Genomic DNA, 22,660 nt, shown 5'->3' with positions numbered 1-22,660 from the left:
GACATGGCTCAGATTCTGGACGGACTCAAAGTCTCCAAAGACATTAAAAAAGAAATTAAAGCGGAAGTAGAAAAAATTGTAGCGGCAGGAAAACGCGCACCGCACCTGGCTGCCATCCTGGTTGGCGAAAACGGCGCCAGCAAAGCCTACGTAAACAGCAAAGTAAAGGACTGCAAGGAAGTAGGTTTCGGCTCTACACTTCTCAGACTTCCGGACACCATTTCAGAAGAAGAATTGCTGAATGAAATTAAGAAACTGAATGATGATGCCACCCTGGACGGCTTCATTGTACAATTGCCATTGCCCAAAGGCATGAATCAGGAAAAAATCATCAATGCCATAGATCCCACAAAGGATGTAGACGGATTTCACCCCGAAAATTTCGGGCGCATGGCGCTGGAAATGGAAGCTTTTCTGCCGGCGACCCCTTACGGAATCATGACCCTGCTGGAGCGGTATGAGATAGACACCCGCGGTAAACACTGTGTGGTGATTGGCAGAAGCCGCATTGTAGGCCGGCCCATGAGTATTCTGATGAGCAGCAAAGGCAATCCGGGAGACGCAACGGTGACCGTGGTGCACAGCCACACCCCGAACATTGAAGAATTTACCCGCGCGGCTGATATCATCATTGTGGCACTGGGCGCACCCAAGTACCTAAAGGGCGATATGATTAAAGACGGTGCAGTCATTGTAGACGTAGGCATCACCCGCGTGGAAGATGACGGCGAAAAAGGCTACCATCTGGAAGGGGATGTTGATTATGAAAGCTGCGAGCCCAAAGCCGGCTGGATTACGCCTGTACCTGGTGGTGTGGGACCTATGACGCGCGCCATGCTCATGAAAAACACGCTGCTTGCATACAAGCGATATAATAGATAATTTTGCAGCGCAGAAGAATGTATAATGTTCTGCGCTTTTAGAAACATGACAAAAGATCAGGAATTACTGCTGAAAGAAGGTAAAATGCTCCCGGTGATGGAGCATTTTTACACCATACAAGGCGAAGGTGCCCATGCCGGCACGGCGGCCTATTTCATACGACTGGGTGGCTGCGATGTAGGCTGCCACTGGTGCGATGTGAAAGAAAGCTGGGATCCGAAACTGCATCCGCTGATGGAAGCCGAAACCGTGGCTCAAACAGCAGCAGCACATTCTAAAACCATCGTACTTACCGGAGGCGAGCCATTGATGTGGAATCTGGACATCCTGACCGGGAAACTGAAAGAACTGGGCTGTACCATCCACATAGAAACGTCCGGAGCTTACCCCATGAGCGGTCAGCTGGACTGGATTACGCTTTCACCGAAAAAAACCGGATTACCCAAACCTGAAATCTATGCCCGCGCCAGTGAACTGAAAGTCATTATCTTTAACAATCACGACTTTAAATTTGCCGAAGAACAAGCTGCTAAAGTTTCACCGGAATGCAGACTGTATCTACAGAGCGAGTGGAGCAAACGCGAGGTAAATTATCCGCTCATTACAGATTATATTCTGAAGAATCCACAATGGCAATCTTCCGTACAAACCCATAAATACCTGAACATTCCATAGTTTTAGTCGAAAAAATTCTTATTTTTATCTGCTGATAAAAAACTATGCAACAACTCCGGTTCTCCAGATACTTCAAAGGACTCATTATTCTGCTCGATATTTTGATTATTGCAGCGGTTTTTGTGTTCTTTTTTATCCGCAGACAGAATGAACTCGGCATCGTGGAGACGGATTGGGAACAAAACATTCTCTCTATTCTGCTGCTCACGTTTTTCTGGATTCTGCTCAGCGGACATACCAAGCTGTATGACATTGCCCGGAACCTCACCTACACCCTGTATCTGGAGCGTATGGTAACCCATATTCTGATTTTTCTTTTCGGAATTTTACTTCTGGCCAGGGTGAGCAATAATGTTTTTCTGCAAAACGAACGGTTCAGCCTGGCGTTCACCCTTTTTGTGGTGTTTCTCTCCCTGAAATCTGCGATTTTCTTTCTTTTAAAATACATCAGAAGCCGCGGGATTAATTTCCGGAATATTATGTTTCTGGGCACACATAACGATTCCCGCACCATTCTGGAAAGCATCCTGAGAGAACGTACTGACTACGGTTTCAAAATTTATGAGTACAATGGCGGCAATCTGAACACCAACGGCATTATTGACTTCTGGAAAAACCACGGCATCCACACGCTGTACCTGCTGGTAAACGACCCGGCGATTCCCCGGACCCTGCGTGCAGAAATTTACCGCGAAGCAGAGCTGCACCAGGTAAGAATTGCCCTGATTCCTGAAATTGAGCAATATAATTTCTTTAATTACGAACTGAATTATATAGAAACTCAGCCGGTGCTCACCCAGACCAAATTTCCGCTGGATTATTTTACCAACTTCACCATCAAGCGGGTTTTTGACATTGTTTTTTCGCTGGCCATCCTCATTTTCATCTGCTCCTGGCTGTTTCCGCTGGTAGCGGTACTCATCAAACTAAACAGTAAAGGGCCCGTTTTCTTTTTACAGGAACGCTATGGTTTCCATGATGAAATCTTCAAGTGCATAAAATTCCGTACCATGGTGGTGAATAATGAATCTGCCACCAGAACGACTCAGAAAAACGACAGCCGCATCACTTCTGTAGGAAAATTCCTCAGAAAAACCAGCCTGGACGAAATGCCGCAGTTCATCAACGTGCTGCTAGGCCACATGTCTGTAGTAGGTCCCCGGCCGCACATGCTGCTCATAGACAATTACTACAAAACCCGGATAGGCCGGTACGCCATCCGCAGTCTGGTGAGACCGGGCATCACTGGTCTGGCGCAGGTAAACGGGCTGCGCGGTGATGAGGGCGATATGAGTATTGAAATGAAAAAGCGGATTCTGGCAGATTCGTTTTATGTGAAAAACTGGAGTTTTATCTTGGATCTGGTCATCATTTTTAAGACAATACTTCTGGTAATTACCGGTGATAAAAAAGCCGGATGACGCTTCCTGTTAATTTGTGAAAAATCTGTAATTTAGCCGCATGATAAAAAAGTTTCTAAATGCGTTTGGAGCATACTTTTTGCTGCTGGGAAAAGCAATAAAAACACCGCAGAAAATGTCGGTTTTCTGGAAGCTTTTTTTGCGGGAAGTAAATGACCTCGGGGTAAACTCCTTCGGACTTGTGGTTTTCACTTCCATATTTGTAGGTGCCGTAACGGCCATTCAGATGTATAATAATTTCAGTACTGCTACCATCCCTATTCCCACTTATTTTGTGGGTTATGCCACAAAAGCAGTATTGGTACTGGAGTTTTCTCCTACCATCATCAGCCTTATTCTGGCGGGCAAAGTAGGGTCATATATCGCATCCAGCATAGGAACCATGCGGGTTACCGAGCAGATTGACGCACTGGACATTATGGGCGTAAACTCTCCCAATTTCCTGATTATGCCCAAAATTCTGGCCTGCATTATTTACAACCCGCTGCTCATTGCCCTGAGTATGGCGGTGGGAATTGGCGGAGGTTTTGCTGCAGGATTACTCACCAGCAACTGGACCATTTCAGAATTTACAACCGGTGTGCAGATGTATATGCCCATGTTGTTTTATTATTATGCCTTTATCAAGACCATTGTTTTTGCATTCATCATTGCTACGGTGCCGTCCTATTTCGGGTATAATGTTTCCGGCGGCTCACTGGAGGTAGGGCGCTCCAGTACACAGGCGGTGGTGTGGACCATGATCTTCATCATTATTTCTGAATTAATATTAACTCAAATGATTTTAGGCTGATGATAGAGGTAAAAGATCTGAGAAAACAATTCGGGGACACCGAAGTTCTGAAAGGAATTTCCACCGTTTTCGAAAAAGGAAAAGTGAACTTGATTATCGGCCAGAGTGGTTCGGGGAAAACTGTTTTCCTGAAATCCCTGCTCAATGTGCACGAAGCTACCAGCGGAAGCATCCTGTTTGACGGGCGCGATATTACCAAAATGAAACGTGAGGAAAAACAAGAACTGCGGGCAGAAATAGGAACCGTATTCCAGGGAAGTGCTCTGTTTGATTCCATGACGGTGGATGAAAACATCATGTTCCCGCTGGACATGTTTTCCAACCTCACCTTCCGCGAGAAAAAACGCCGCGTTTTTGAAGTAATGGGGCGCGTACACCTGGATAAAGCCGGCAGAAAATTCCCTTCAGAAATCTCCGGAGGGATGCAGAAGCGTGTAGCCATAGCCCGGGCCATTGTGAATAATCCGAAATATCTGTTCTGCGATGAACCCAACTCCGGACTGGATCCTTACACGTCCAATGTTATAGACGATTTACTGGTAGACATTACCAAAGAATACAACACCACCACCATCATCAACTCGCATGATATGAACTCCGTACTCACCATCGGAGAGAAAATTGTATACCTGCGGCTGGGGATCAAAGAATGGGAAGGCAACAAGGACAATGTGATTATGGCACGCAATAAACATCTGATAGACTTCGTTTATTCTTCAGAACTCTTCAAGGAACTCCGGGAGTATTTACTCTCTAATGACAAGACTTCCATAGAGAATATCATAACCAAACCCCCAACCAATGAAAATGACGCCCCTTAAAATTTTAACAGCTGCATTGGTATGCACTTCTGTTGCAGCAACAGCTCAGGTCTCGGTAAGTGCCAAAGCCCATCTGCTTTTTCCCACAGATTCGCCCAGCTGGCAAAATGTGACCACCGTAGCAGAGCAGGCCTATGAAACATCCGGGAAAAGCAATGTAGGATTCAACGCAGGCTTATCGGTAAAAATCAATCTGATAAGTGGTCTCTTCGTGATGCCGGAATTGTACTATACCACATTCAAAAATGAGCTTACAGACCCCATCAGCAAAACCACTGTTGAGGCCAAAAGCAATCGTGCCGATCTGCCGGTTCTGGTAGGATTCAATGTTCTGGGAGAAAGTCTGGGCATCTATGCAGGCCCTGTAGCCAGCTACAACCTGAGCACAGACAATCAGTATGATGATTTTGTGGAAAATGCCCGCAATGAATTTACGGTAGGCTACCAGCTGGGCGTCCAGTTTAAAATTCAGAAGCTGATTTTTTCCGGCCGGTATGAAGGCTCCATCAGCGAAGATCAGCGTGAATTTATTAATGAAACCACTAACCAGACCATCCGGTATGACAACAGACCGGGCATGTTTCTGGCAGGGATAGGATACCAGTTCTAAAAAAAATACGCATTAAAAAAATACGCAGATCAGTAGGTCTGCGTATTTTCGTCTTGTGAAGGAAACTCCGTTTGTTGTTGCACCCGGGCATTTTCTGCCGCCTGCCGTGCAAGTTCTTCCTTTTCCTTCACCAGTTGTTTGTATGCTTTTCTTTGCTGCTCCTGCTTAATGGCCGAGCCTTTACTTACATAGCCTACAATACCACCAAAGATCAGCCCAATACCAATCCCTGCCAGAATTCCCATTAAACTGTAAGGTTCAAACAGTTTCACTATAGAAAATTCGGGCATTATATAGTACAGCAGGAAGGCAAGTGCCAGCAAAAGGACACCGATTAATGTTAAATTTCTCATTTCAATATCATAAAAACCTCTCCAAATTTATGAAAAATCCAGAAAGGTCTGTTTTTTTTGATGAAAATGGATGCAAATTATTTCCCGCCGGCTGCACGGTAATACGCCAGAGCTTTATCCATATGGGCGTTGAGCTGCCCGATTCTGTTGTCCGGACCCGGGTGAGTAGACAGAAACTCCGGCGGACGCTGTGAACCGCTGGATGCGGCTTCCATCCTTTGCCAGAACGGTATCGCCTGTCTGGGGTCATACCCGGCCATACCCATCAGGTACAGTCCCATCTGGTCTGCTTCCAGTTCCTGCTTTCTTCCGTAGGCCAATAAGCCTACCTGTGCTCCTACCGGATAAACCTGCTCAAACACAGAGGCCCACTGACTGTTGGACATAGAAGAACCGATAACGGCTCCGCCCAACTGCGCCACCATGGCCTGAGAGATGCGTTCATTGCCATGTCCGGCAAGTGCGTGAGAAACTTCGTGACCCATCACAACGGCCAGTCCGGCTTCATCTTTGGTTACCGGCAGAATTCCCGTATAAACGGCCACCTTACCACCGGGCATACACCAGGCATTCAGCTGCTTATCTTCTATCAGTTTGAACTCCCAGTTATAATTGGCCAGATCTGACTCGCGTCCCAGCGATTTATAATAATTGTAGGCCGCATTTTTAATTCTGTTGCCTACATTGGTTACACTTTTGGCCTGAGCCGTACCACTGACCACTTTGGCAGAAGACAGCGTTTTCTGATATTCGGTAGCCGCCATTGTAGAAATCTCTGCATCACTGGCCAGCTGCAGGGATTTACGTCCCGTGACCGGATTGGTGGCACAAGCAATGACCGCAATGGATACAGCGCCAAAACCTATTAGATTTTTTAGTTTCATAGCTTTATTGATTTTAATAAGATAAATTTAACAATTATTATTCCATTTAAAATAATCGGCTCATTAGAATTGCCTGTAAATACGTTGGATTTTATAATCTAATCCGAGCCTGCGCTGAAACCATCCCGGAAATCTATGATTAATTTCCCAAAAGATTGTTCAAAATTCGCTAAATCGGTGTTAAATTTGTATCAGTTAATGATCATCTTGTTTAAAAATAATTACAATGAAAAATTTTCTTTTACTGATACCCATTCTGCTCTTCTCCATCGGTTGTTCATCTCAGCAATATATGGATACAGCAGGGATTCAGGAAATCATCCGGGCGGAGGAATTTACCTTTATGGCCACCAAAGCCAATGCCACGAACCAGGATGTGCTGAACACTGCAAACAGCCTTCCGCATTACGGAGCCTCCAGAATGATGTCTCTGGACTATGGCTATACACTGACCATCAAAGATAAAGAACTTACGGCTACGCTGCCCTATTTCGGGAGACTTTACACCGCCAATGCTTATGACACAGACAAACAAAGTCTGCGTTTCACATCGAAGGATTATACCATACAGAAATCCACAACCAAAAAGGGGAATCAGTTGCTGCGCATTACTCCGAGCGATGTTTCGCACATCCGTACGCTGAATCTGGAAATCTACAGAAACGGTAAAGCGTTCCTGTCTGTAGATGCCAATGACCGCCAACCCATCTCTTTTGATGGATATATGATGAAAAACGAAGCCGTCAGGAACTGATACGACCCAGCAACCGGTCTACAAATATTTTTGCTTCCGTACTGGGATTGGATTCCAGGCCGGCAGCATTTTTTTTGTGCATTTCATAGGTGTTTTCTGAATCCTCTTCAGATTTAGTGCGCTGTACAATGTATTCCCGCACCCAGTATTCGAACCGGCGGACAGCCTGCCGGCGGCGAATCTCTGTAAAGCGGCCGCTCTGTTGCTGCATCTGTATAAATTCACGGGTCTTGTCCCACACTACCTCCAGTCCCTTATGGTTCAGTGCTGATCCCAGAATGACCGGAATCTTCCAGCCGGCTTCTTTTTCCGGCATAAAATGCAGTGCCCGCATGAGTTCTATTTTGGTATTTTTGGCTTTCTGCAGATTATCATCATCCACTTTATTGATGAAAATGAGATCCACCATTTCCATAATTCCGCGTTTGATGCCCTGCAGTTCATCTCCGGCTCCGGTAATTTTGAGGAAAATAAAAATATCCGAAATTTCCGACACCAGCACTTCGCTTTGCCCCACACCCACGGTTTCTATCAGAATCAGATCATATCCGGCGGCCTCACAAATGAGCATGGTTTCGAAAGTAGTATTGGCCACCCCGCCCAGGAATCCGCCGCTGGGACTGGGACGGATGAATGCATTTTCTTCTCTAGCCAGTTCTTCCATGCGGGTTTTATCTCCCAGTATGGAACCTTTGTTTCGGGTAGAGCTGGGATCTATGGCCAGCACCGCAACTTTCTTACCACGGGATACCGCCAGTTTGCCAAAACTTTCTATAAATGTGGATTTTCCCGCACCGGGAACACCCGTAATACCCATCCGTACCGAATTTCCGGTATAGGGCATAATCTCTTTCAGCAGGGCTTCTGCCATGCTGCGGTGCTCCGCTTTTTTACTTTCAACCAGGGTAATGGCTTTGGAGGTCAGGAGTTTGTTTCCGGACCGGATTCCCTGTACCAGTTCGTGTACCGTATATTTCATCTTTAAAAACTACAAGCGTAAAGATAATTAATTTAGGATGATTCTATATTAAGCCAAACACACCCGCTCAAAAGTTTTTTTTTTACATTTGTAGTTAAACAAACCGTTAAAGAATGAAAAAAGGAATTTTTGTTTCAGGAACCATTATGATGATCCTTGCCTCCTGCACACAGAAACCCGTGACTGCTGCCGGACCTGCCACCAGCACTGCAGACCGACTGGCACAGGGAAAAACCATTTATGAAAATTCATGTGCAAGATGTCATGATCTGCCGGAGCCCACTGCCCACAATTCTGTAGAATGGGTAGGCATTATGAACTCTATGGCGCCCAAAGCAAAACTGAATGAGGAACAACACCAGATGGTCTATGACTATGTGGTATCTGTGAAGAATTAAGAAAAAAGCTCACCATGTGGGCTTTTTTTGGCTATATGAACCCCAAATACAAGACCCATGAAAAGATTATTGATTTCAGGAATCCTCCTGACTGCATTTCTCACCTCCTGCGGACCCAAGTCCCATGCCGTAACCGGACCCAAATATACGGCTGCCGAACAGTTGCTGCAGGGCAAAACTGTCTTTGAAAACTCCTGCAACAAATGCCATATGCTTCCCGATCCCAAAAAGCATGATGACCAACGCTGGATCCGGACGCTGAGCCGTATGGCACCCCGCGCAAAACTTACTGATCACCAGCACCAGATGGTGTATGACTATCTGATTTCGGAGAATGACTAAACCGTCATCAGCTCATTAGAAACCCACAACAATTACCTCAGCGAAATCCCCAAACCGGGCATTTCGGACAGATGGATATGGCCATTCTCCACGAAACTGCCCTGTGCATAGTCGTTGGCAATAAGATTGGCACCATCCAGATCTGCAAAATCTACCAGACCGGCGAGGGTACATGCGGCGGAGATTCCTGCAGAAGATTCCGTCATACAACCGAGCATGATTTTGAAATCCAGAGCACGGGCTTTCCGGATGAGGTCCAGCGCCGGCGTCAGTCCGCCGCATTTCATCAGTTTGATATTGATGGCGTTGTAGTAGGGTCTGAGTGCCGGCAGCGACGCTTCATTCTGCAGGTCTTCATCTGCCATCCAGATGATGCCGCAGTTTTTTTTCAGTATCTGATAGTGTCCCGTTTCCATGGGTTGCTCTACGTACAGCAATTGCCCGGCAGCCGGATGATGCTGCAAACTGATGCAATCCTGAGCCGTGAAACTGGCATTGGCATCCAGCGCAATTTCGTATCCGGAGTTCAAAAGCAGTTCTATCTGTTCAGGATGATAACCATTGCATTTCACTTTAAACTTTTGCCAGGCACTGTTTTTCATGGCCGTCAGTTGCTTTTCTGGCGGTGCAATGGAAATGGTAAAGGTGCTTTGTGGCAGCTGATGGTTTATTATACCATTGATGCGGGCAAAGGATTGATGTTCCAGTTTCCCGAAAAGATCCCAATACGCGCAATCCAGTGCGGAGCGCAGGAACGGGTGGAGGTTTTGGCTTAAAAGAAAAGTATAGAAACCGGAGGGGTGAACGATGGACCGGTTTTCCAGAGACGCCTGAATGGCGTGGAGACTATTTACAAAATCCTGCAGCCGGATGCCGTAATAGTCAATTTCCACACATTCTCCATAGCCGGAATGCCCGGCGTGTGCAAGCTCTACCGACAGCACGTCCCGGGAATGATAACTGCCATAAGCGATGGAGAAGGTTTCCCGGAGTTGCAGTGTCCGGATCCGGAATTTTAGTTCCATAGGGCAACAGATATGGGATGGTGATGACTTTTGGGCTCCGGGGTCAGTACCTCAAAGTTCTGTTGGTAATATTCTGGTCATATTTGGTGAAGAAATTCCGGAGGTTTTCTTCGTTGATGGTGCCATCCGGATGTAGTACTTTGTCTCTGAGCAGAAGTTCCAGATACCACGCAAAAGTTCTGCCTTTTATTTGTTCGGATTCTACTCTGGTATTGAAACCGTTAAAAATAATCTGAATATAATCATCTTCCGAAAAGCCTATGGTACCGTTCAGGTTTCGGATTACGGTCAGGATTTCTTTGCCGTTTGTAAGGTGGTAAAGTGAAAATTGGGTAGCATTAAGTCTTTTTTCACTTTTGAAGCGCAATTCATTATCTACAAAAACTTCGTCTTTTTTTATTTTTACGGTCTGTGCGCCGGCAATGCTTGTAAACACTAAAAATACAAGCAAGAGAAATGTTTGTGTAAGTTTGTTCATGGTTTATTTTTTTAATGACGTTTAGTTTAATTAAAAATCTTTTTCTACTATCGGATTCTTTTTTATTGTTTCAGTTGCTAATATAAATTGCTGTTTCATAAAGGTTAAAGTCTGTGAAAAGATTAAGTAAATATTGATCGGCTTGGATTATGATTTGAAACCGATATTCATATTGCTAAAAAATCACGAGATTACTTAATAATGATTTCGTTCATTATATCTCTTCAATCTTTTTTATGGCTCTTGGAATAAACAACTCTTCAAGTGTAAGATTTTTATATTGCTCTTGCTTCTTCAACTCTATGAGCTTTTCCTCTTCTAATGCCATTATTTTTTCTATAAATTTTTTATACTCTTCTGCTGATTTTACAAGCTTAGCTATGATAATTCTATATGTTTCGAAACTATGTAATCCAAATGGCTTATTTGTTTCATTCAACCAAAAATTAGCTCCTTCTCCATTTATTTGATGATCAACATAATTAATATCATCAAGCTTTTGAAATAAATCTAAAGCAAAGTTTTGCGTTACATCTTTTATGATGTCAATGTGATACATCAAAGATTCTTCATCTGTTATTGGTTGTTTATGTCTATCATAGTCCTTAGTGTAATAGGTTGCATTTAAGTAATATGTCGAGGTGCTTTTACTTGTAAGAAATAGGTTTGGTTCAAAGAATGCCTCTAATAATAATACTATTTTCTCAATGGATTCAATTCTCTTTCCAAAACCATAATTTAAATAATGGGTATCATAATAATTAGAAGAAGATATAGCTAAATATTCAAACCCTGATGACAATTTTCTTACAAATCTAATTTGGTCAAAGTTTTTCTTAGGTTTAAAACCTAATGGTGATATAAATTCACTAATGTTATTTATGATAGATTCGTTTAGTTCTTTTTTTAGCATAATGTATTAAGGATATAATTTTGTTATATTAAAATTACTGTTTACTCCACCATTTCCTACTGTTTTTACATAGGATTTTACTCTTATTTCTGTGTTCTGTGGAATTCTATCTGTAGGGTTTGGTAAATCTTGGTATTTTATATTTCTCAAGTCAAACTTACCTATTGGAGGTGGTCCTAATGCAGTTTCAAATTGCTTTTGCCTGGTTGTAAAAGGTGCTGCATCAGACAGTTTACATTCATTGACTATTACTTCCAGATATTTTTTGTTGGTAACAGGGTCGGTCATTTCTTTTACAAATACATTGTCCATAGTGGTAAAGCCTCCATTTTGCCCCGGTATGCGTATTTGTACCTGGTTGAGTTTTTTATAGCCTGCCAATTCTGACAGTGGTATGCCTGTTTCAGCAGAAAGTTCATTAAAAAAGTCAGGGTCGTTATCATCAATTAGTTTCTTGATATTGGCTTCGTACTTCTTGCCGTCAATAAATTTGGTCGGATTGACTTTAAATTCATCTTTAAGGTCAATGTTTTCTGCTACTTCATCAGCTAAGTCACTTATGGAAACATCATCCTGCTTTTCCATAAACTCATTGACCAGCTTCCTGTTTTCAGGATTGTGTATTACATTTTCAGATTTTTTGACATCATCAAGGTGCTTGAAATTAGGATTCGGCACATCATCTACCTTCTTCGAAACTTTGCTAAAGCCATCTACAAGTTCATCTGCTTTACCCGTTTTAGCTATCAAGCCTGCCCCGCTCATCATTGATACTACTGAGACGGCAGTTTGCCCACCGAAGTGTCCTCTTTTTTCGGGATCATCTCTTAGTTCTGTTACGCTTTCTTTCAGTCCATCGAGCATCTGGCTAAACCCTTCGGAGGTGAACACTTTGGCTAATGCCTTGCGTTTTTCATCATCGGTAGCAATCTCATACACACTCTTACAAGCCATAGGGATGCCCACGATCTCATCTATAACACCATCTACCGCACCCCCTACAATAGGGTTGAACTGCATATAAGCTGGCCACTCTTTATGATCTTTATCTTTGCTGTACCACGTGCTTTCATTAATTACGCCTACATCCCATATATTGCGTGTTATTTTTTGGGTTGCCTGTATGCCTTCTATGTAACCTGCTACACTGGCATCGTACCAAGTGCGTATCTCCCGTAAAAATTTTTTTCCAAAACTTAACTCGGCTTCTTTAGAGTTGAGAAAAGCGACAATATCTTCCCGCATTTCGGGTATATCCACATCAAGCCCGCGTTTCCGGGCTTCTGTTGTCCACTTTTGCTCAAACTCCTTCAGGTAGTTTTCGCTAAATTGATGGTTAATTTGGTAGGTGCCATCTGGATAAAGAAAGATTTGGAGCTTAATGTCGTTTACTTTCCTTTTTGGATTAGTCTTTACAGTTGTGTCTTTCAGTACATTTCCGGCATTGTCTTTCAACTGTACATTAACGGCAAGATCAACATTCTGGTAAAATGGGTTGGCTAATTGTTGATTGACTTTCTGAACAAAGTTCCTAAATCTCGTACCAAGATTATCCATGTCCGCCTTACTCTGGCACTGGACGAACTCATTGTAAATCTGCTGAAATTCTTCATCGTTTAGGAATTGACGACGTCCCAGCACCAAAGCATCTGCAAATGTTGTAACAAATCGGTTGTCTATAGTTCTGTCACAGAGATTCCATTGTTTATCGGAGATTCTGTAAACAAGAAAATGTGTACTGCTTTTTAAATAATCCAGCTCCTTAAAATTGAATACAGCGGGCAAGCCTGCAGCAGGCAACTCCGTAAGCGGCACAGTTGTTATCTTAAATATTAACTCATCCCGGCTGTTTAATTGCCCGTAAATACGAATTGCCAGATCATAAACCCCATCAAACGATGACACATTGGAATAAACAAAATCTGTAATTTTATTAGCCTTTAAAAAAGCAATAAGCCTCTCCCTGCCTTTTGATTGGGCAAAGAGAGATTGGTCTGCGAACGGGCTTTGATAATTGAACATTTCAGACAGTAATAATATAACAAGATGTTTACTGCACTTCTGATGAGTATTTTTAAGGATTAGATGTTGGTAAAATATTTTGCAAGGTATTTTCCCAAGGAATGAAGCCGCTGTCTTCGTTAGTGTGACAGCAAGGTAAACCCTCTTGCTCCAGGAATGCAGATTTCCCTTGTATAATAGCAAGGGTAGTGGGAACACGTGTTTCCCAAGTATCTTCTACTGTTCCTTCAATGGTTTGCAATTCTTCTACAATAGAAAGATAGTTGCTGCTACCAATAGTATTGCCCATTGCAATGTCTCCTGTATCAAGATACAATGCAAAGGCTTCTGAGAATGAAAGACGGATAGGCACCACCACTCTTGCCATACCACTTTGTAAGAAAGACTGAAATACAGGGTCGTCATTCTCTTCCTGCAACAGCTTAGCCCAATCGCATTTGTCTGCCCAATAATAAGGATAGAAGAGATAAGACATCAGTTGCCAATCTATGGCTTGCTCAAAAAATCTTACCATTTCAGTATAGCCTGCAAAATCCCGGGATTGATTAATTTGTGGGATTTCGAAACCGTTACACTCTGTGTATTCTGTATAATTTTTTCTACCTTGTTCTCTACAAAACGGTTTCATCAACATTTCAACACAAATGCGTTTCAACTCCCGCTGTTCTATAATACGATGAAAAGCAGGGTTTACGTATTTTTCTTCTACCTCTGTTGCTTCTTCGTCTTTTGTATTATCTATGGCATTATTAAAGCCATCAAGTAAAGCGTTATAAGCTGCCAAAAGTTGTTGGTAACAGTAGTTTTGCCATTCTTGATATTTTGAAGCTTTCAGTTTGCATTTCAGCTCAATAGAAGCCGTAATAGAGTTCATTTTTTTGTAGTCAAAATTTACAGAAACTGAGCCTGTGTATTTTGGATTGAGCATACCACCAAACGGTTTGCTTTGGTTCATACTTCCACCTTTCGGAAAACTGCCAATAGTAACATTAAATGCGCCAATATCCATTTTGAAAACCGGTGATGGACCGCCTGCAACTTTGTGCCAAGTATAATTAATATCCACTTTACCCGAAACAGAATCACCCTCATAATCAGGCTCTATCATGATATCCTGACTGTAAGATTTTGAACTGTTATCAGAGTTTTTTGGGCAGGGCGGCAGCATTGATACATTAACTACTTTATATGCTTCCAGAGGCGCATTCAGCACTACACCATAATTTTGAGCAATAACACTATAATTGTCTCTTGTAATATCGTTTGGTGAGTTGATGCCCAATTCTGCCAATGTTTTTGGCGCAGATTGTTCTATATCTTCCGGGTTTACTTCTGCTTCTCGAACTGTTTTATAGTTCAGTACTCTTTTAAAAAATTCAGCAGGCTCAGGAACCATAAACTCCACCAGCATACGTTTACCATAATTTACAAGGTTATTCTTGTAAATGATGTCTATCCATCGGTAAACTCCGGTAACATGTTGCTCCCCATTACGATTATCGTAGCCGTGTTTAAAAGTTTCTTCAAACTCTTTGATGATTTTCGAAGTTCTTTTTTCAGAGGTTTTTTGTACAATTCTATCAAGGGCTTTGGCGGTTATTTCTTCTGCATATTGCTTTGATTCCGTGTTGGACAGAGAAGAAGAACTACCACTGGAAAAATTTGCTGCCATATTGGCGTTCATGGAGTACGTTCCCCAATTGGCACTTACACCTAAAGAGCCACCAAAATCATTGGTTTTCATTTCGTCCAGCACTTTGGCAACTTCGCTGCTGAGTTCGTGTCGTGTTGCGGTCGTGGTGTCGGTTAAGTTTTCAATTTCGGTTTCTCGTGTAGACTCCGTGGTATCTTCTGTGCGGACAAAATTTCGTGTAGAACGCTCCTTATATTCCTTAGCCATCACATTCTCAATATGCGATACTTCGCCCGGAACATAGCAACACACCTCTTGCTCTACACGTCTAAAATCGGCAATACCAAGATTAACGACACCGCGCATTTCACCATTACAGTTTTCGTGAAACACTGGCTTTATGGCATCTATAACACCTGTAGGAATGACAACTTTAATGTCAACTATTTTTTTATCGGTAAACTGCTGTAAATCTTCTTTTCTTCTAATTGCATAGTTTGTGGCGATAAGTTGTGCAATACGCTCACGCAGCCGTGGAGCTTTCTTCGTAAAAACCTGATAAATAACATTATCAAACAAAGTGACTTCATCATCCTCGGATAATGGATCTACTGCTTGAAAAATCTCGCTGGAAATCTTTTCGTTCTTTAAAAAAGCATTAGATGAAACATCAAGGACGTTACTGTAAATTTCCTTCAAATAAGCTTCGGATGAAATTGCTGTGAAATTTTCAATCAATTGATTTAACAGCTCGGCATCGACTACAGCTTCAGCAAAAACAGGCTCCCAATAACTGGATTCAGGCTTTGGATGTTGAGCCAACAGAATCTCAAATTCCGGAGAAAGAATCTTGTTTGAAGTTCTAAATGTTACAAACCTGAAAATGTCTTGTTTTACGGGTATAGTAGCCATAGTTAAAAGTTTACAAGGTTAAAAAATGATTCAATTGTATAGGTGTGAATTTAGTAAATATTTTTCAATCAATACCGTTTTTACATGAAATTTTATTAATTTTTAGCGAGAATACTGCTGTGTTTATGAAATACCGTGCGTCAGGCCAAGGGTTATATGCTATAGCCGCGAGATTTACACAGCGCGCATGTTTGACGTTAAAATGAATACCTCATTTTAAACCATTCAAATAAGCATTTAGACACTAAAGTTATACAATATTTTTTAATGGCTTCTGACTTTTCATAATACTTTTCCCTCCCCGGTTCATCTTGCCTTACAGGCAGAATTGTACCAAAAAAAACGGCTTCCATATTGCGGGAAGCCGTTGGTTCATCAGATAAAAATTCTTTTACCCTAAAAATTTCTCCAGAATTTCGCAGGCAGATTTTGGCAGGTTGGTGCCGGGACCAAAGATGAAATCTGCACCGTTGGCATACAGAAAATCATAATCCTGCTGCGGAATCACACCGCCTACCACTATGGTCACATCTTCTGCACCCAGTTTCTTCAATTCTGCCACCACGTGAGGCACCAGGGTTTTGTGGCCGGCTGCCAGAGAGGAAATTCCCAGAATATGAATATCATTTTCTACCGCTTGTTTTGCCACCTCTTCCGGAGTCTGAAACAGCGGTGCCACATCCACATCAAATCCCATGTCTGCAAAGGCAGTTGCCACTACTTTGGCGCCGCGGTCATGACCGTCCTGACCCATTTTGGCCACCATAATTCTCGGTCTGCGGCCTTCATTATCTTCAAATTTCTGAGCCAGAGCCATGGCTTTATCGAAATATTCATTTTTGTTCGCATTCATTGCATATACGCCTTGTATGGTTTTGATATTGGCTTTATACCTTCCGAACGACTCCTCCAGCGCATCGCTCATTTCGCCCAGGGTCACTCTGGCTCTGGCGGCTTCTATGCAAATGGCCAGGAGATTTCCAGATCCGGTTTTTGCAGCTTCTTTTAACTGAGCCATCACCGCTGCAACTCTTTGTGCATCACGGCTTGCTTTCACCTCATTCAGCCGCTCAATCTGCTTTCTGCGGACTTCGGAATTATCAATATCCAGAATTTCCAGTTCGGGTTGTGGCAAATTTGACCTGAAGGAATTGACCCCGATGATGAATTCCTCACCGCTGTCTATTTTGGCCTGCTTGATGGCAGCGGCTTCTTCAATCCGCATTTTCGGAATACCGGCTTCTATGGCTTTGGTCATTCCGCCTTCCTTTTCCACCTCATCTATGAACTTCATGGCTTCATCAATCATCTGCTGCGTAAGGCTTTCTACCAGGTGGCTGCCGCCCATGGGATCTACCACATCACAGATTCCGCTTTCCTGCTGCAGGATGATCTGGGTATTTCTGGCAATTTTTGCCGAATAATCTGTGGGAAGTGCAATGGCTTCATCCAGCGCATTGGTATGCAGCGACTGCGTACCTCCCAGTGCCGAAGACAAAGCCTCTATGGCAGTTCTGGTAATATTGTTAAAAGGCTCCTGCTCGGTAAGCGACCAGCCCGAAGTCTGGGAATGCGTACGGAGTGCAAGTGATTTCGGATTCTGCGGTTTGAACTGCGTGAGCAGGCTGGCCCAGATATAACGGGCGGCGCGCATTTTGGCAATTTCCATAAAATGGTTCATCCCGATGGCCCAAAAAAAGGACAAACGGGGCGCAAAATCATCAATGTTCATCCCAGCGCTAATGCCTGTCCGCACATATTCCAGGCCATCTGCCAGGGTATAGGCCATTTCCAGCACCGGCGTGGCACCGGCTTCCTGCATGTGGTATCCGGAAATGGAAATAGAGTTGAATTTGGGAATATTTTGGGAGGTATATTCAAAAATATCGGCAATAATCTTCATGGATGGCGCCGGCGGATAGATATAGGTGTTCCGCACCATAAATTCTTTCAGAATATCATTCTGAATGGTCCCGGAAAGTTTCTCCTGAGACACGCCCTGTTCCTCTGCTGCCACAATATAAAATGCCAGCACAGGCAATACAGCACCATTCATGGTCATGGACACCGAAATCTGATCCAGCGGAATTTCATTGAAGAGAATCTTCATATCTTCCACAGAGTCAATGGCTACGCCGGCTTTCCCCACGTCGCCCACCACCCGCGGATGATCGGAATCATAGCCCCGGTGCGTTGCCAGATCAAATGCCACGGAAAGTCCTTTCTGACCTGCCGCCAGATTTCTTTTGTAGAAAGCATTGGATTCCTCGGCGGTGGAAAAACCTGCATACTGCCGAATGGTCCAGGGTTTCTGCACATACATGGTGCTGTACGGACCACGCAGATACGGAGCCACACCGGCAGCATATTCTTTGTCGGTAAGGTTTTGTGAATCGCTTTGGGTATAAGAAGATTTCATTTGCAGTCCGTCTTTCTCAAAGAAATAAGGCAGCGGACTGTCGAAATTTACGTTAAAATCGGGATGGGTGTTCTGTATTTTCTGACGCATGATGACTAAAAATTCTGAAGGAGTAAAGGTAAGGTTTTTCGGGAAATCCCGGTAGCTGAACCGGGAAAAAGGCACCGGCTGCCGCTTCCTGCCTCAACCGGGGTTCTTCATCTTAAAACTTTCCGTTGAAATCCGCTCCTGTTGCCGGATGTCCTGAACCCGTTCACCAGCATGCACAAAAAATCACGGCCGGAACCATGATTTTGTATTTCTTCAGGGAAAATGAAGAATTATTTTTTCACCTTAATCGTACAGCCGATGGCGACTGTTTTGGTAGTTTTCACGGGCTGACCTTTCAGCAGACTGTTTACGGCATCCTGCACGTAATGTTCCGAAACATCATTGGGGTCATCATAATTATTGTCTATGGCGCCAATGTATTTCACGATGTTTTTTCCATTTTCTTTGTTCAGCAGGAATACATGCGGCGTTTTGGTGGCGCCGTATTGCGGGTATATTTTCTGACCCTCATCTACCAGATACGGAAAGGTAAATCCTTTCTCTTTCGCACGGGTTTTCATTTCTTCGAAGCCGTCTTCGGGCTGCACAGTGGCGTCATTCGGGTTGATGGCAATCACCGGGTAGCCCAGTTTTTTATATTTTTTGTCGAGCGCTACAATCCGTTCCTCGTACTTTTTGGAATACGGGCAATGGTTGCAGGTAAAAATTACAATGAATCCTTTGGCCGACTTATAATCACCGAGCGACACCATTTTGCCGTCAATATTCTTCAGTCTGAAATCTGTGGCTTCGTCGCCCACCGCATATCCGGTCTTCATGTAAGTTTCTGTGGCAGTCTGCAGGGACTGCGCATTGCTGAACACGGCACCGGCCATAAAAGTGCACACCAGGAGTGCATATTGTAGTATTTTCATATCGTTTATTTTAAGGATTTAAATGTTGTTTGATGACTTGTTGAAGCTCTTCCTTGCTCATCTCGCCATTCTGAAAATACACCTGTTCATTATTTTTATAAATCAGCGTGACCGGAATTTCGCCGCCCCAATCCAAATTGATTCGCGGAATCCAGGTGTTCATTCTTTTATTATCATCCAGAACCACCACCTCTGCAGTGATTTCCCTGTCTTTCATAAATTTCTTCACCCGTTCCAGATCTTTGGCGCGGTCCAGCGAAACCAGCAGCATTTTAAATCCGGGATCGTCTTTATACTCTGCATTCACTTCCATAAAATGCGGCAGTTCCTTCACGCACGGTGCACAGGTGGTCGCCCAGAAATTCACCACCAGCAGTTCTGCCTTCTCACCGGCGATTCTGCTTTCCAGTTGTTCATATTTGAGCAGTGGGATGTTCTGAGCCTGCATTCCGGCAGCCATCAGCAGCAAGATGAAGAAAAATCGTAATTTTTGCATGTTCAAAATTAGCTAAAATTCTGATACCAAACTTTTTGGCCACAAAAAAAACGGACATCCTGCTGAGGTGCCCGTTTTTGTATGATTTTCTATCTTAGTAATTATCCTCCTCGCCTTTCATTTTCTCGGCGTTTTCTGCCATGATCACGGCATCAATCATTTCCTGAATATCGCCGTTCATGTACGCATCCAGATTGTACATGGATTTATTGACCCGGTGATCAGTCACCCGGCCCTGCGGATAATTGTAGGTTTTGATTTTGGCTGAACGGTCACCAGTAGAAACCATGGATTTACGCTGTGCCGCCACATCGCCCTGCACTTTTTGCAATTCAATATCATACAGTTTGGTACGGAGCATTTCCATGGCCAGTTCCCGGTTGGCCAGCTGAGAGCGCGCCTGCTGACAGACCACTACCAGACCGGAAGGTTTGTGGGTAAGCTGTACTTTGGTTTCTACCTTGTTTACGTTTTGTCCGCCGGCACCTCCCGAGCGGGAAGTCTGCATTTCAATATCGGCGGGATTCAGTTCAAAATCCACTTCCTCCGCTTCCGGCAAAACGGCTACGGTAATGGCGGAAGTATGCACCCGCCCCTGAGATTCGGTCTCCGGAACGCGCTGCACGCGGTGCACCCCCGATTCGAATTTCATGATGCCATACACACCGTCGCCCTCCACTTTCATGATGAGTTCTTTGTAGCCTTTGGAGGCTTCATTAAAATCGGTCACTTCGTGCCGCCAGCCTTTGTTTTTGAAGTACATGGTGTACATTCTGTAGATATCTTCCACAAAGATGGCTGCTTCATCGCCCCCGGTTCCGGCGCGCAATTCTACGATGACGTTTTTATCATCTGCAGGATCTTTGGGAATGAGGAGGATTTTCAGGTCCTCTTCCAGGCCCGGAATTTTTTCCAGGGCTTCATTTTTTTCAATTTTAGCCAGTTCCACAAAATCTTTATCGGAGCCGTCTGCTATAATTTCATCAGATTCCTCTATGGTATTGAGGGCCTGCATATACAGATCGAACACGGAAACAATTTTCCCCAGATCGCTGTATTCCTTGTTCAGGGCAGAATACTTTTTCTGATCGGTGATGATATCGGGCTGTATAATGAGATCTGCGACCTCGTTATACCGCTGTTTGATGGCCTGTAGTTTGGGTATTAAAGATTTTGACATGCTATAGGGTTTCAGGATTCAGGCCGGGGATTTCACGCAGACCACTGTGGTTGCAGGATCCGTTTGCCGGCCGGAAACAGGCTGCAAAGATAGGGAAAAGTTAGAAAAAATGGCGGCAACTATAGCGGGTGGTTTTTACGGTCGTGCGGGTGGTCATCAGAAACGGACAATAATTACCCTGGTTGTGTTTTTATATATTCCTTGTAGCAGGTGCAAAGTCAGGAGACTTTGCACAGCGAGTCAGGAGACTTTGTACAGCGCGTCAGGAGACTTTGCGCAGCGCGTCGGGAGACTTTGCGCAGCGGGGGAGCCCATTGTCCAACTTTATTGCTTGTTGAAAGATAGCCTAATCCTAGCCCTAATGCTTTTCCTGTAACAGCTCCTCCGGCATAAACTTTCATTATATCAAAACTCGGGTCATACAGAGCGGGGCTTTGTAACTGATGGTGCAATCTGTATCCATAACCTTCACGGTTTCCATATGGACCAAAAATATGCTCTACATTTATTTCATCTAAAATCTGATAGCCATCGCCAAAAGGATTTCTTCTTAGAATATAATCCGTTTTATCTCCTCCTAAATCATTTATTTTATTGCCATATTCATCATAACCGTTATCAGGTGTACATACTCTGTGTGCGCCAAATGATTAAAAACAGCAACTATTTTTTCATTGAAAACGGTCCCTTTATTGTATCAATATTTTTACTAACCCAATAATATTCATAATATGAACTGTTTATTTCTGAATCGTAATTAATCCAAACACCTTCAGAAGTCTCAATTAAATATGTTTTTTGTTTTTCGTCATATTTTATAGGTGTTCTCTTAATTATCCATCCATTACTCATTTTTCTTAATTCCTCTATACGGGCACCAATTACTTCGGAACCATTCCCTATCCTAATGATTTGCTGCTCATTTTTATTAATAAACAAAATTTGTTTAAAATTTTTATTATAATTATTTCTTCCAGAAGCTGATAAAGTATCTCCTAACTGGTAAATTAAATTCCTTTCACCTATATTATCAGAAGAAATAACTATTTCTTGGTTTCTTTTGTTACAATTATAAAGCAAAAACAACAAAATAGTTGCTCTAAAAAGTCTATACAATCTCATGGTTTTATATATGTACTGTTTTGAAACTTTATCCAAAAACTTCTTGCTGAAAAATTCCATGAATAAACTGTTCCCATTTTATAATTCCCTATATTAGAATGATGCAAGATATATGCACCTGCTGTAAATAAATTTCTCTTAGTCATAAGATTACTCCATTCAATATTAAAGTCGTACTTATCACTTCTGATTTTAAAATGGTTTGAGTCACCAACTCTATCTAAGGATATTTTACCGAGTGCTAAAGATGCTTCTTGATCCATGTCAACCTCAATTAGGTTAACACTATAACTCCCATCTTTATTAAGGATTAAATCTTGTTGTGACACATAACTTAAATCAAGTGTGCTAGCATCCACCCACAAATCACTTCCACCTCCTTCTCGATAATGTTTAACTGCTTCTTTAAAAATTTTCTTTCCGTTTACCAGTTTTTTAGTTTTTCCTGGTGGATCACCCGGTTCGGTCATTTTGTGCTCTAAATGATTAAACGTTGTCACAAAAAAGCCGCTCATGGCACCCATCCAGAAATTGCCACCCGCAAGCACAGAACCTACACCGCCGGTTCTACAAAACTACCAAA

General features: G+C 43.1%; 23 protein-coding genes. 9 read left to right on the top strand and 14 right to left on the bottom strand.

Annotation, left to right across the window (positions count from 1 at the left end):
• The first annotated feature begins 3 nt into the window (after window positions 1-3).
• Genes LKO26_RS06580 through LKO26_RS06555 form a run of 6 tightly spaced genes read left to right on the top strand, consistent with a single transcriptional unit; the run spans window position 4 to window position 5,202 of the window.
• Window positions 4-882: a bifunctional 5,10-methylenetetrahydrofolate dehydrogenase/5,10-methenyltetrahydrofolate cyclohydrolase gene (locus LKO26_RS06580; protein ID WP_227587055.1), complete on the top strand. Its 879-nt coding sequence runs from the start codon at window positions 4-6 to the stop codon at window positions 880-882.
• A 45-nt stretch (window positions 883-927) separates the two neighbouring features.
• Window positions 928-1,557 carry a 7-carboxy-7-deazaguanine synthase QueE gene (locus tag LKO26_RS06575; RefSeq protein ID WP_227587054.1) on the top strand — a complete coding sequence of 210 codons (630 nt, stop codon included), beginning with the start codon at window positions 928-930 and terminating at the stop codon, window positions 1,555-1,557.
• 44 nt (window positions 1,558-1,601) lie between these two features.
• Window positions 1,602-2,978, top strand: coding sequence for an exopolysaccharide biosynthesis polyprenyl glycosylphosphotransferase (locus tag LKO26_RS06570; RefSeq protein WP_227587053.1), 1,377 nt, complete (start codon window positions 1,602-1,604; stop codon window positions 2,976-2,978).
• Between the two features lie 40 nt (window positions 2,979-3,018).
• On the top strand, window positions 3,019-3,771 hold the full coding sequence (locus LKO26_RS06565) for an MlaE family ABC transporter permease (RefSeq protein ID WP_227587052.1): 753 nt from the start codon (window positions 3,019-3,021) through the stop codon (window positions 3,769-3,771).
• Window positions 3,771-4,592: an ABC transporter ATP-binding protein gene (locus tag LKO26_RS06560; protein WP_227587051.1), complete on the top strand. Its 822-nt coding sequence runs from the start codon at window positions 3,771-3,773 to the stop codon at window positions 4,590-4,592. The genes LKO26_RS06565 and LKO26_RS06560 overlap by 1 nt, the downstream gene beginning before the upstream one ends.
• Entirely contained in the window at window positions 4,573-5,202 is a 630-nt protein-coding gene (locus tag LKO26_RS06555; protein ID WP_227587050.1) for an outer membrane beta-barrel protein, read from the top strand. The genes LKO26_RS06560 and LKO26_RS06555 overlap by 20 nt, the downstream gene beginning before the upstream one ends.
• Window positions 5,203-5,231: 29 nt before the next feature.
• Here the strand turns inward: LKO26_RS06555 and LKO26_RS06550 are convergent, their stop codons facing one another.
• Both LKO26_RS06550 and LKO26_RS06545 read right to left on the bottom strand, forming a co-directional pair.
• Window positions 5,232-5,555 carry a hypothetical protein gene (locus LKO26_RS06550; protein ID WP_227587049.1) on the bottom strand — a complete coding sequence of 108 codons (324 nt, stop codon included), beginning with the start codon at window positions 5,553-5,555 and terminating at the stop codon, window positions 5,232-5,234.
• Window positions 5,556-5,632: 77 nt separating this feature from the next.
• Window positions 5,633-6,439, bottom strand: a complete 807-nt coding sequence (locus LKO26_RS06545) for a M48 family metallopeptidase (protein WP_227587048.1) — start codon at window positions 6,437-6,439, stop codon at window positions 5,633-5,635.
• A gap of 226 nt (window positions 6,440-6,665) precedes the next feature.
• Here LKO26_RS06545 and LKO26_RS06540 point away from each other — a divergent pair, with 226 nt between their 5' ends.
• A complete protein-coding gene (locus LKO26_RS06540) occupies window positions 6,666-7,193 on the top strand; it encodes a DUF4251 domain-containing protein (RefSeq protein ID WP_227587047.1) in 528 nt (175 codons plus the stop codon).
• Here LKO26_RS06540 and meaB read toward each other — a convergent pair.
• Window positions 7,183-8,172: a methylmalonyl Co-A mutase-associated GTPase MeaB gene (gene meaB / locus LKO26_RS06535; protein WP_227587046.1), complete on the bottom strand. Its 990-nt coding sequence runs from the start codon at window positions 8,170-8,172 to the stop codon at window positions 7,183-7,185. The two genes, LKO26_RS06540 and meaB, sit on opposite strands and share 11 nt — an antisense overlap.
• A gap of 113 nt (window positions 8,173-8,285) precedes the next feature.
• Here meaB and LKO26_RS06530 point away from each other — a divergent pair, with 113 nt between their 5' ends.
• On the top strand, window positions 8,286-8,570 hold the full coding sequence (locus LKO26_RS06530; RefSeq protein ID WP_227587045.1) for a c-type cytochrome: 285 nt from the start codon (window positions 8,286-8,288) through the stop codon (window positions 8,568-8,570).
• A 57-nt stretch (window positions 8,571-8,627) separates the two neighbouring features.
• Entirely contained in the window at window positions 8,628-8,912 is a 285-nt protein-coding gene (locus tag LKO26_RS06525; RefSeq protein ID WP_227587044.1) for a cytochrome C, read from the top strand.
• Window positions 8,913-8,944: 32 nt separating this feature from the next.
• Here LKO26_RS06525 and LKO26_RS06520 read toward each other — a convergent pair whose 3' ends face one another.
• The 11 genes from LKO26_RS06520 to LKO26_RS06470 form a co-directional block, all read right to left on the bottom strand.
• Window positions 8,945-9,937, bottom strand: coding sequence for an enolase C-terminal domain-like protein (locus LKO26_RS06520; RefSeq protein WP_227587043.1), 993 nt, complete (start codon window positions 9,935-9,937; stop codon window positions 8,945-8,947).
• Window positions 9,938-9,980: 43 nt separating this feature from the next.
• Window positions 9,981-10,415, bottom strand: a complete 435-nt coding sequence (locus tag LKO26_RS06515) for a hypothetical protein (protein ID WP_227587042.1) — start codon at window positions 10,413-10,415, stop codon at window positions 9,981-9,983.
• 214 nt (window positions 10,416-10,629) lie between these two features.
• The gene (locus LKO26_RS06510; RefSeq protein WP_227587041.1) at window positions 10,630-11,328 is read right to left on the bottom strand and encodes a hypothetical protein; all 699 of its coding nucleotides are present in this window, start codon (window positions 11,326-11,328) and stop codon (window positions 10,630-10,632) included.
• Window positions 11,329-11,334: 6 nt separating this feature from the next.
• Window positions 11,335-13,350 (bottom strand): hypothetical protein, encoded by a 2,016-nt coding sequence (locus tag LKO26_RS06505; protein WP_227587040.1) that lies wholly within the window; start codon window positions 13,348-13,350, stop codon window positions 11,335-11,337.
• Window positions 13,351-13,402: 52 nt separating this feature from the next.
• Window positions 13,403-15,895 (bottom strand): hypothetical protein, encoded by a 2,493-nt coding sequence (locus LKO26_RS06500; RefSeq protein WP_227587039.1) that lies wholly within the window; start codon window positions 15,893-15,895, stop codon window positions 13,403-13,405.
• 391 nt (window positions 15,896-16,286) lie between these two features.
• A complete protein-coding gene (gene scpA, locus LKO26_RS06495) occupies window positions 16,287-18,404 on the bottom strand; it encodes a methylmalonyl-CoA mutase (RefSeq protein ID WP_227587071.1) in 2,118 nt (705 codons plus the stop codon).
• 230 nt (window positions 18,405-18,634) lie between these two features.
• Window positions 18,635-19,279, bottom strand: a complete 645-nt coding sequence (locus tag LKO26_RS06490; protein WP_227587038.1) for a thioredoxin family protein — start codon at window positions 19,277-19,279, stop codon at window positions 18,635-18,637.
• A 10-nt stretch (window positions 19,280-19,289) separates the two neighbouring features.
• The gene (locus tag LKO26_RS06485) at window positions 19,290-19,775 is read right to left on the bottom strand and encodes a TlpA family protein disulfide reductase (RefSeq protein WP_227587037.1); all 486 of its coding nucleotides are present in this window, start codon (window positions 19,773-19,775) and stop codon (window positions 19,290-19,292) included.
• Window positions 19,776-19,869: 94 nt separating this feature from the next.
• Window positions 19,870-20,955, bottom strand: a complete 1,086-nt coding sequence (prfA, locus tag LKO26_RS06480; RefSeq protein WP_227587036.1) for a peptide chain release factor 1 — start codon at window positions 20,953-20,955, stop codon at window positions 19,870-19,872.
• A gap of 663 nt (window positions 20,956-21,618) precedes the next feature.
• Window positions 21,619-22,137, bottom strand: a complete 519-nt coding sequence (locus LKO26_RS06475; RefSeq protein ID WP_227587035.1) for a hypothetical protein — start codon at window positions 22,135-22,137, stop codon at window positions 21,619-21,621.
• On the bottom strand, window positions 22,074-22,547 hold the full coding sequence (locus tag LKO26_RS06470) for a hypothetical protein (protein ID WP_227587034.1): 474 nt from the start codon (window positions 22,545-22,547) through the stop codon (window positions 22,074-22,076). The genes LKO26_RS06475 and LKO26_RS06470 overlap by 64 nt, the downstream gene beginning before the upstream one ends.
• Between the last annotated feature and the right edge of the window lie 113 nt (window positions 22,548-22,660).

The sequence above is a fragment of the Chryseobacterium sp. MFBS3-17 genome (genome assembly GCF_020687745.1).
Taxonomy (GTDB): domain Bacteria; phylum Bacteroidota; class Bacteroidia; order Flavobacteriales; family Weeksellaceae; genus Marnyiella.
This window is presented reverse-complemented; position numbering and strand designations above follow the sequence as displayed.

Coding starts and splice junctions, on each gene's coding strand:
- prfA (WP_227587036.1), bottom strand. CDS start 20,955: ATGTCAAAATCTTTAATACCCAAACTACAGGCCATCAAACAGCGGTAT.
- scpA (WP_227587071.1), bottom strand. CDS start 18,404: ATGCGTCAGAAAATACAGAACACCCATCCCGATTTTAACGTAAATTTC.
- LKO26_RS06520 (WP_227587043.1), bottom strand. CDS start 9,937: ATGGAACTAAAATTCCGGATCCGGACACTGCAACTCCGGGAAACCTTC.
- LKO26_RS06565 (WP_227587052.1), top strand. CDS start 3,019: ATGATAAAAAAGTTTCTAAATGCGTTTGGAGCATACTTTTTGCTGCTG.
- LKO26_RS06530 (WP_227587045.1), top strand. CDS start 8,286: ATGAAAAAAGGAATTTTTGTTTCAGGAACCATTATGATGATCCTTGCC.
- LKO26_RS06485 (WP_227587037.1), bottom strand. CDS start 19,775: ATGCAAAAATTACGATTTTTCTTCATCTTGCTGCTGATGGCTGCCGGA.
- LKO26_RS06500 (WP_227587039.1), bottom strand. CDS start 15,895: ATGGCTACTATACCCGTAAAACAAGACATTTTCAGGTTTGTAACATTT.
- LKO26_RS06580 (WP_227587055.1), top strand. CDS start 4: ATGGCTCAGATTCTGGACGGACTCAAAGTCTCCAAAGACATTAAAAAA.
- LKO26_RS06545 (WP_227587048.1), bottom strand. CDS start 6,439: ATGAAACTAAAAAATCTAATAGGTTTTGGCGCTGTATCCATTGCGGTC.
- LKO26_RS06550 (WP_227587049.1), bottom strand. CDS start 5,555: ATGAGAAATTTAACATTAATCGGTGTCCTTTTGCTGGCACTTGCCTTC.
- LKO26_RS06470 (WP_227587034.1), bottom strand. CDS start 22,547: ATGACCGAACCGGGTGATCCACCAGGAAAAACTAAAAAACTGGTAAAC.
- LKO26_RS06510 (WP_227587041.1), bottom strand. CDS start 11,328: ATGCTAAAAAAAGAACTAAACGAATCTATCATAAATAACATTAGTGAA.
- LKO26_RS06475 (WP_227587035.1), bottom strand. CDS start 22,137: ATGGAATTTTTCAGCAAGAAGTTTTTGGATAAAGTTTCAAAACAGTAC.
- LKO26_RS06515 (WP_227587042.1), bottom strand. CDS start 10,415: ATGAACAAACTTACACAAACATTTCTCTTGCTTGTATTTTTAGTGTTT.
- LKO26_RS06525 (WP_227587044.1), top strand. CDS start 8,628: ATGAAAAGATTATTGATTTCAGGAATCCTCCTGACTGCATTTCTCACC.
- LKO26_RS06505 (WP_227587040.1), bottom strand. CDS start 13,350: ATGTTCAATTATCAAAGCCCGTTCGCAGACCAATCTCTCTTTGCCCAA.
- LKO26_RS06540 (WP_227587047.1), top strand. CDS start 6,666: ATGAAAAATTTTCTTTTACTGATACCCATTCTGCTCTTCTCCATCGGT.
- meaB (WP_227587046.1), bottom strand. CDS start 8,172: ATGAAATATACGGTACACGAACTGGTACAGGGAATCCGGTCCGGAAAC.
- LKO26_RS06570 (WP_227587053.1), top strand. CDS start 1,602: ATGCAACAACTCCGGTTCTCCAGATACTTCAAAGGACTCATTATTCTG.
- LKO26_RS06555 (WP_227587050.1), top strand. CDS start 4,573: ATGAAAATGACGCCCCTTAAAATTTTAACAGCTGCATTGGTATGCACT.
- LKO26_RS06560 (WP_227587051.1), top strand. CDS start 3,771: ATGATAGAGGTAAAAGATCTGAGAAAACAATTCGGGGACACCGAAGTT.
- LKO26_RS06575 (WP_227587054.1), top strand. CDS start 928: ATGACAAAAGATCAGGAATTACTGCTGAAAGAAGGTAAAATGCTCCCG.
- LKO26_RS06490 (WP_227587038.1), bottom strand. CDS start 19,279: ATGAAAATACTACAATATGCACTCCTGGTGTGCACTTTTATGGCCGGT.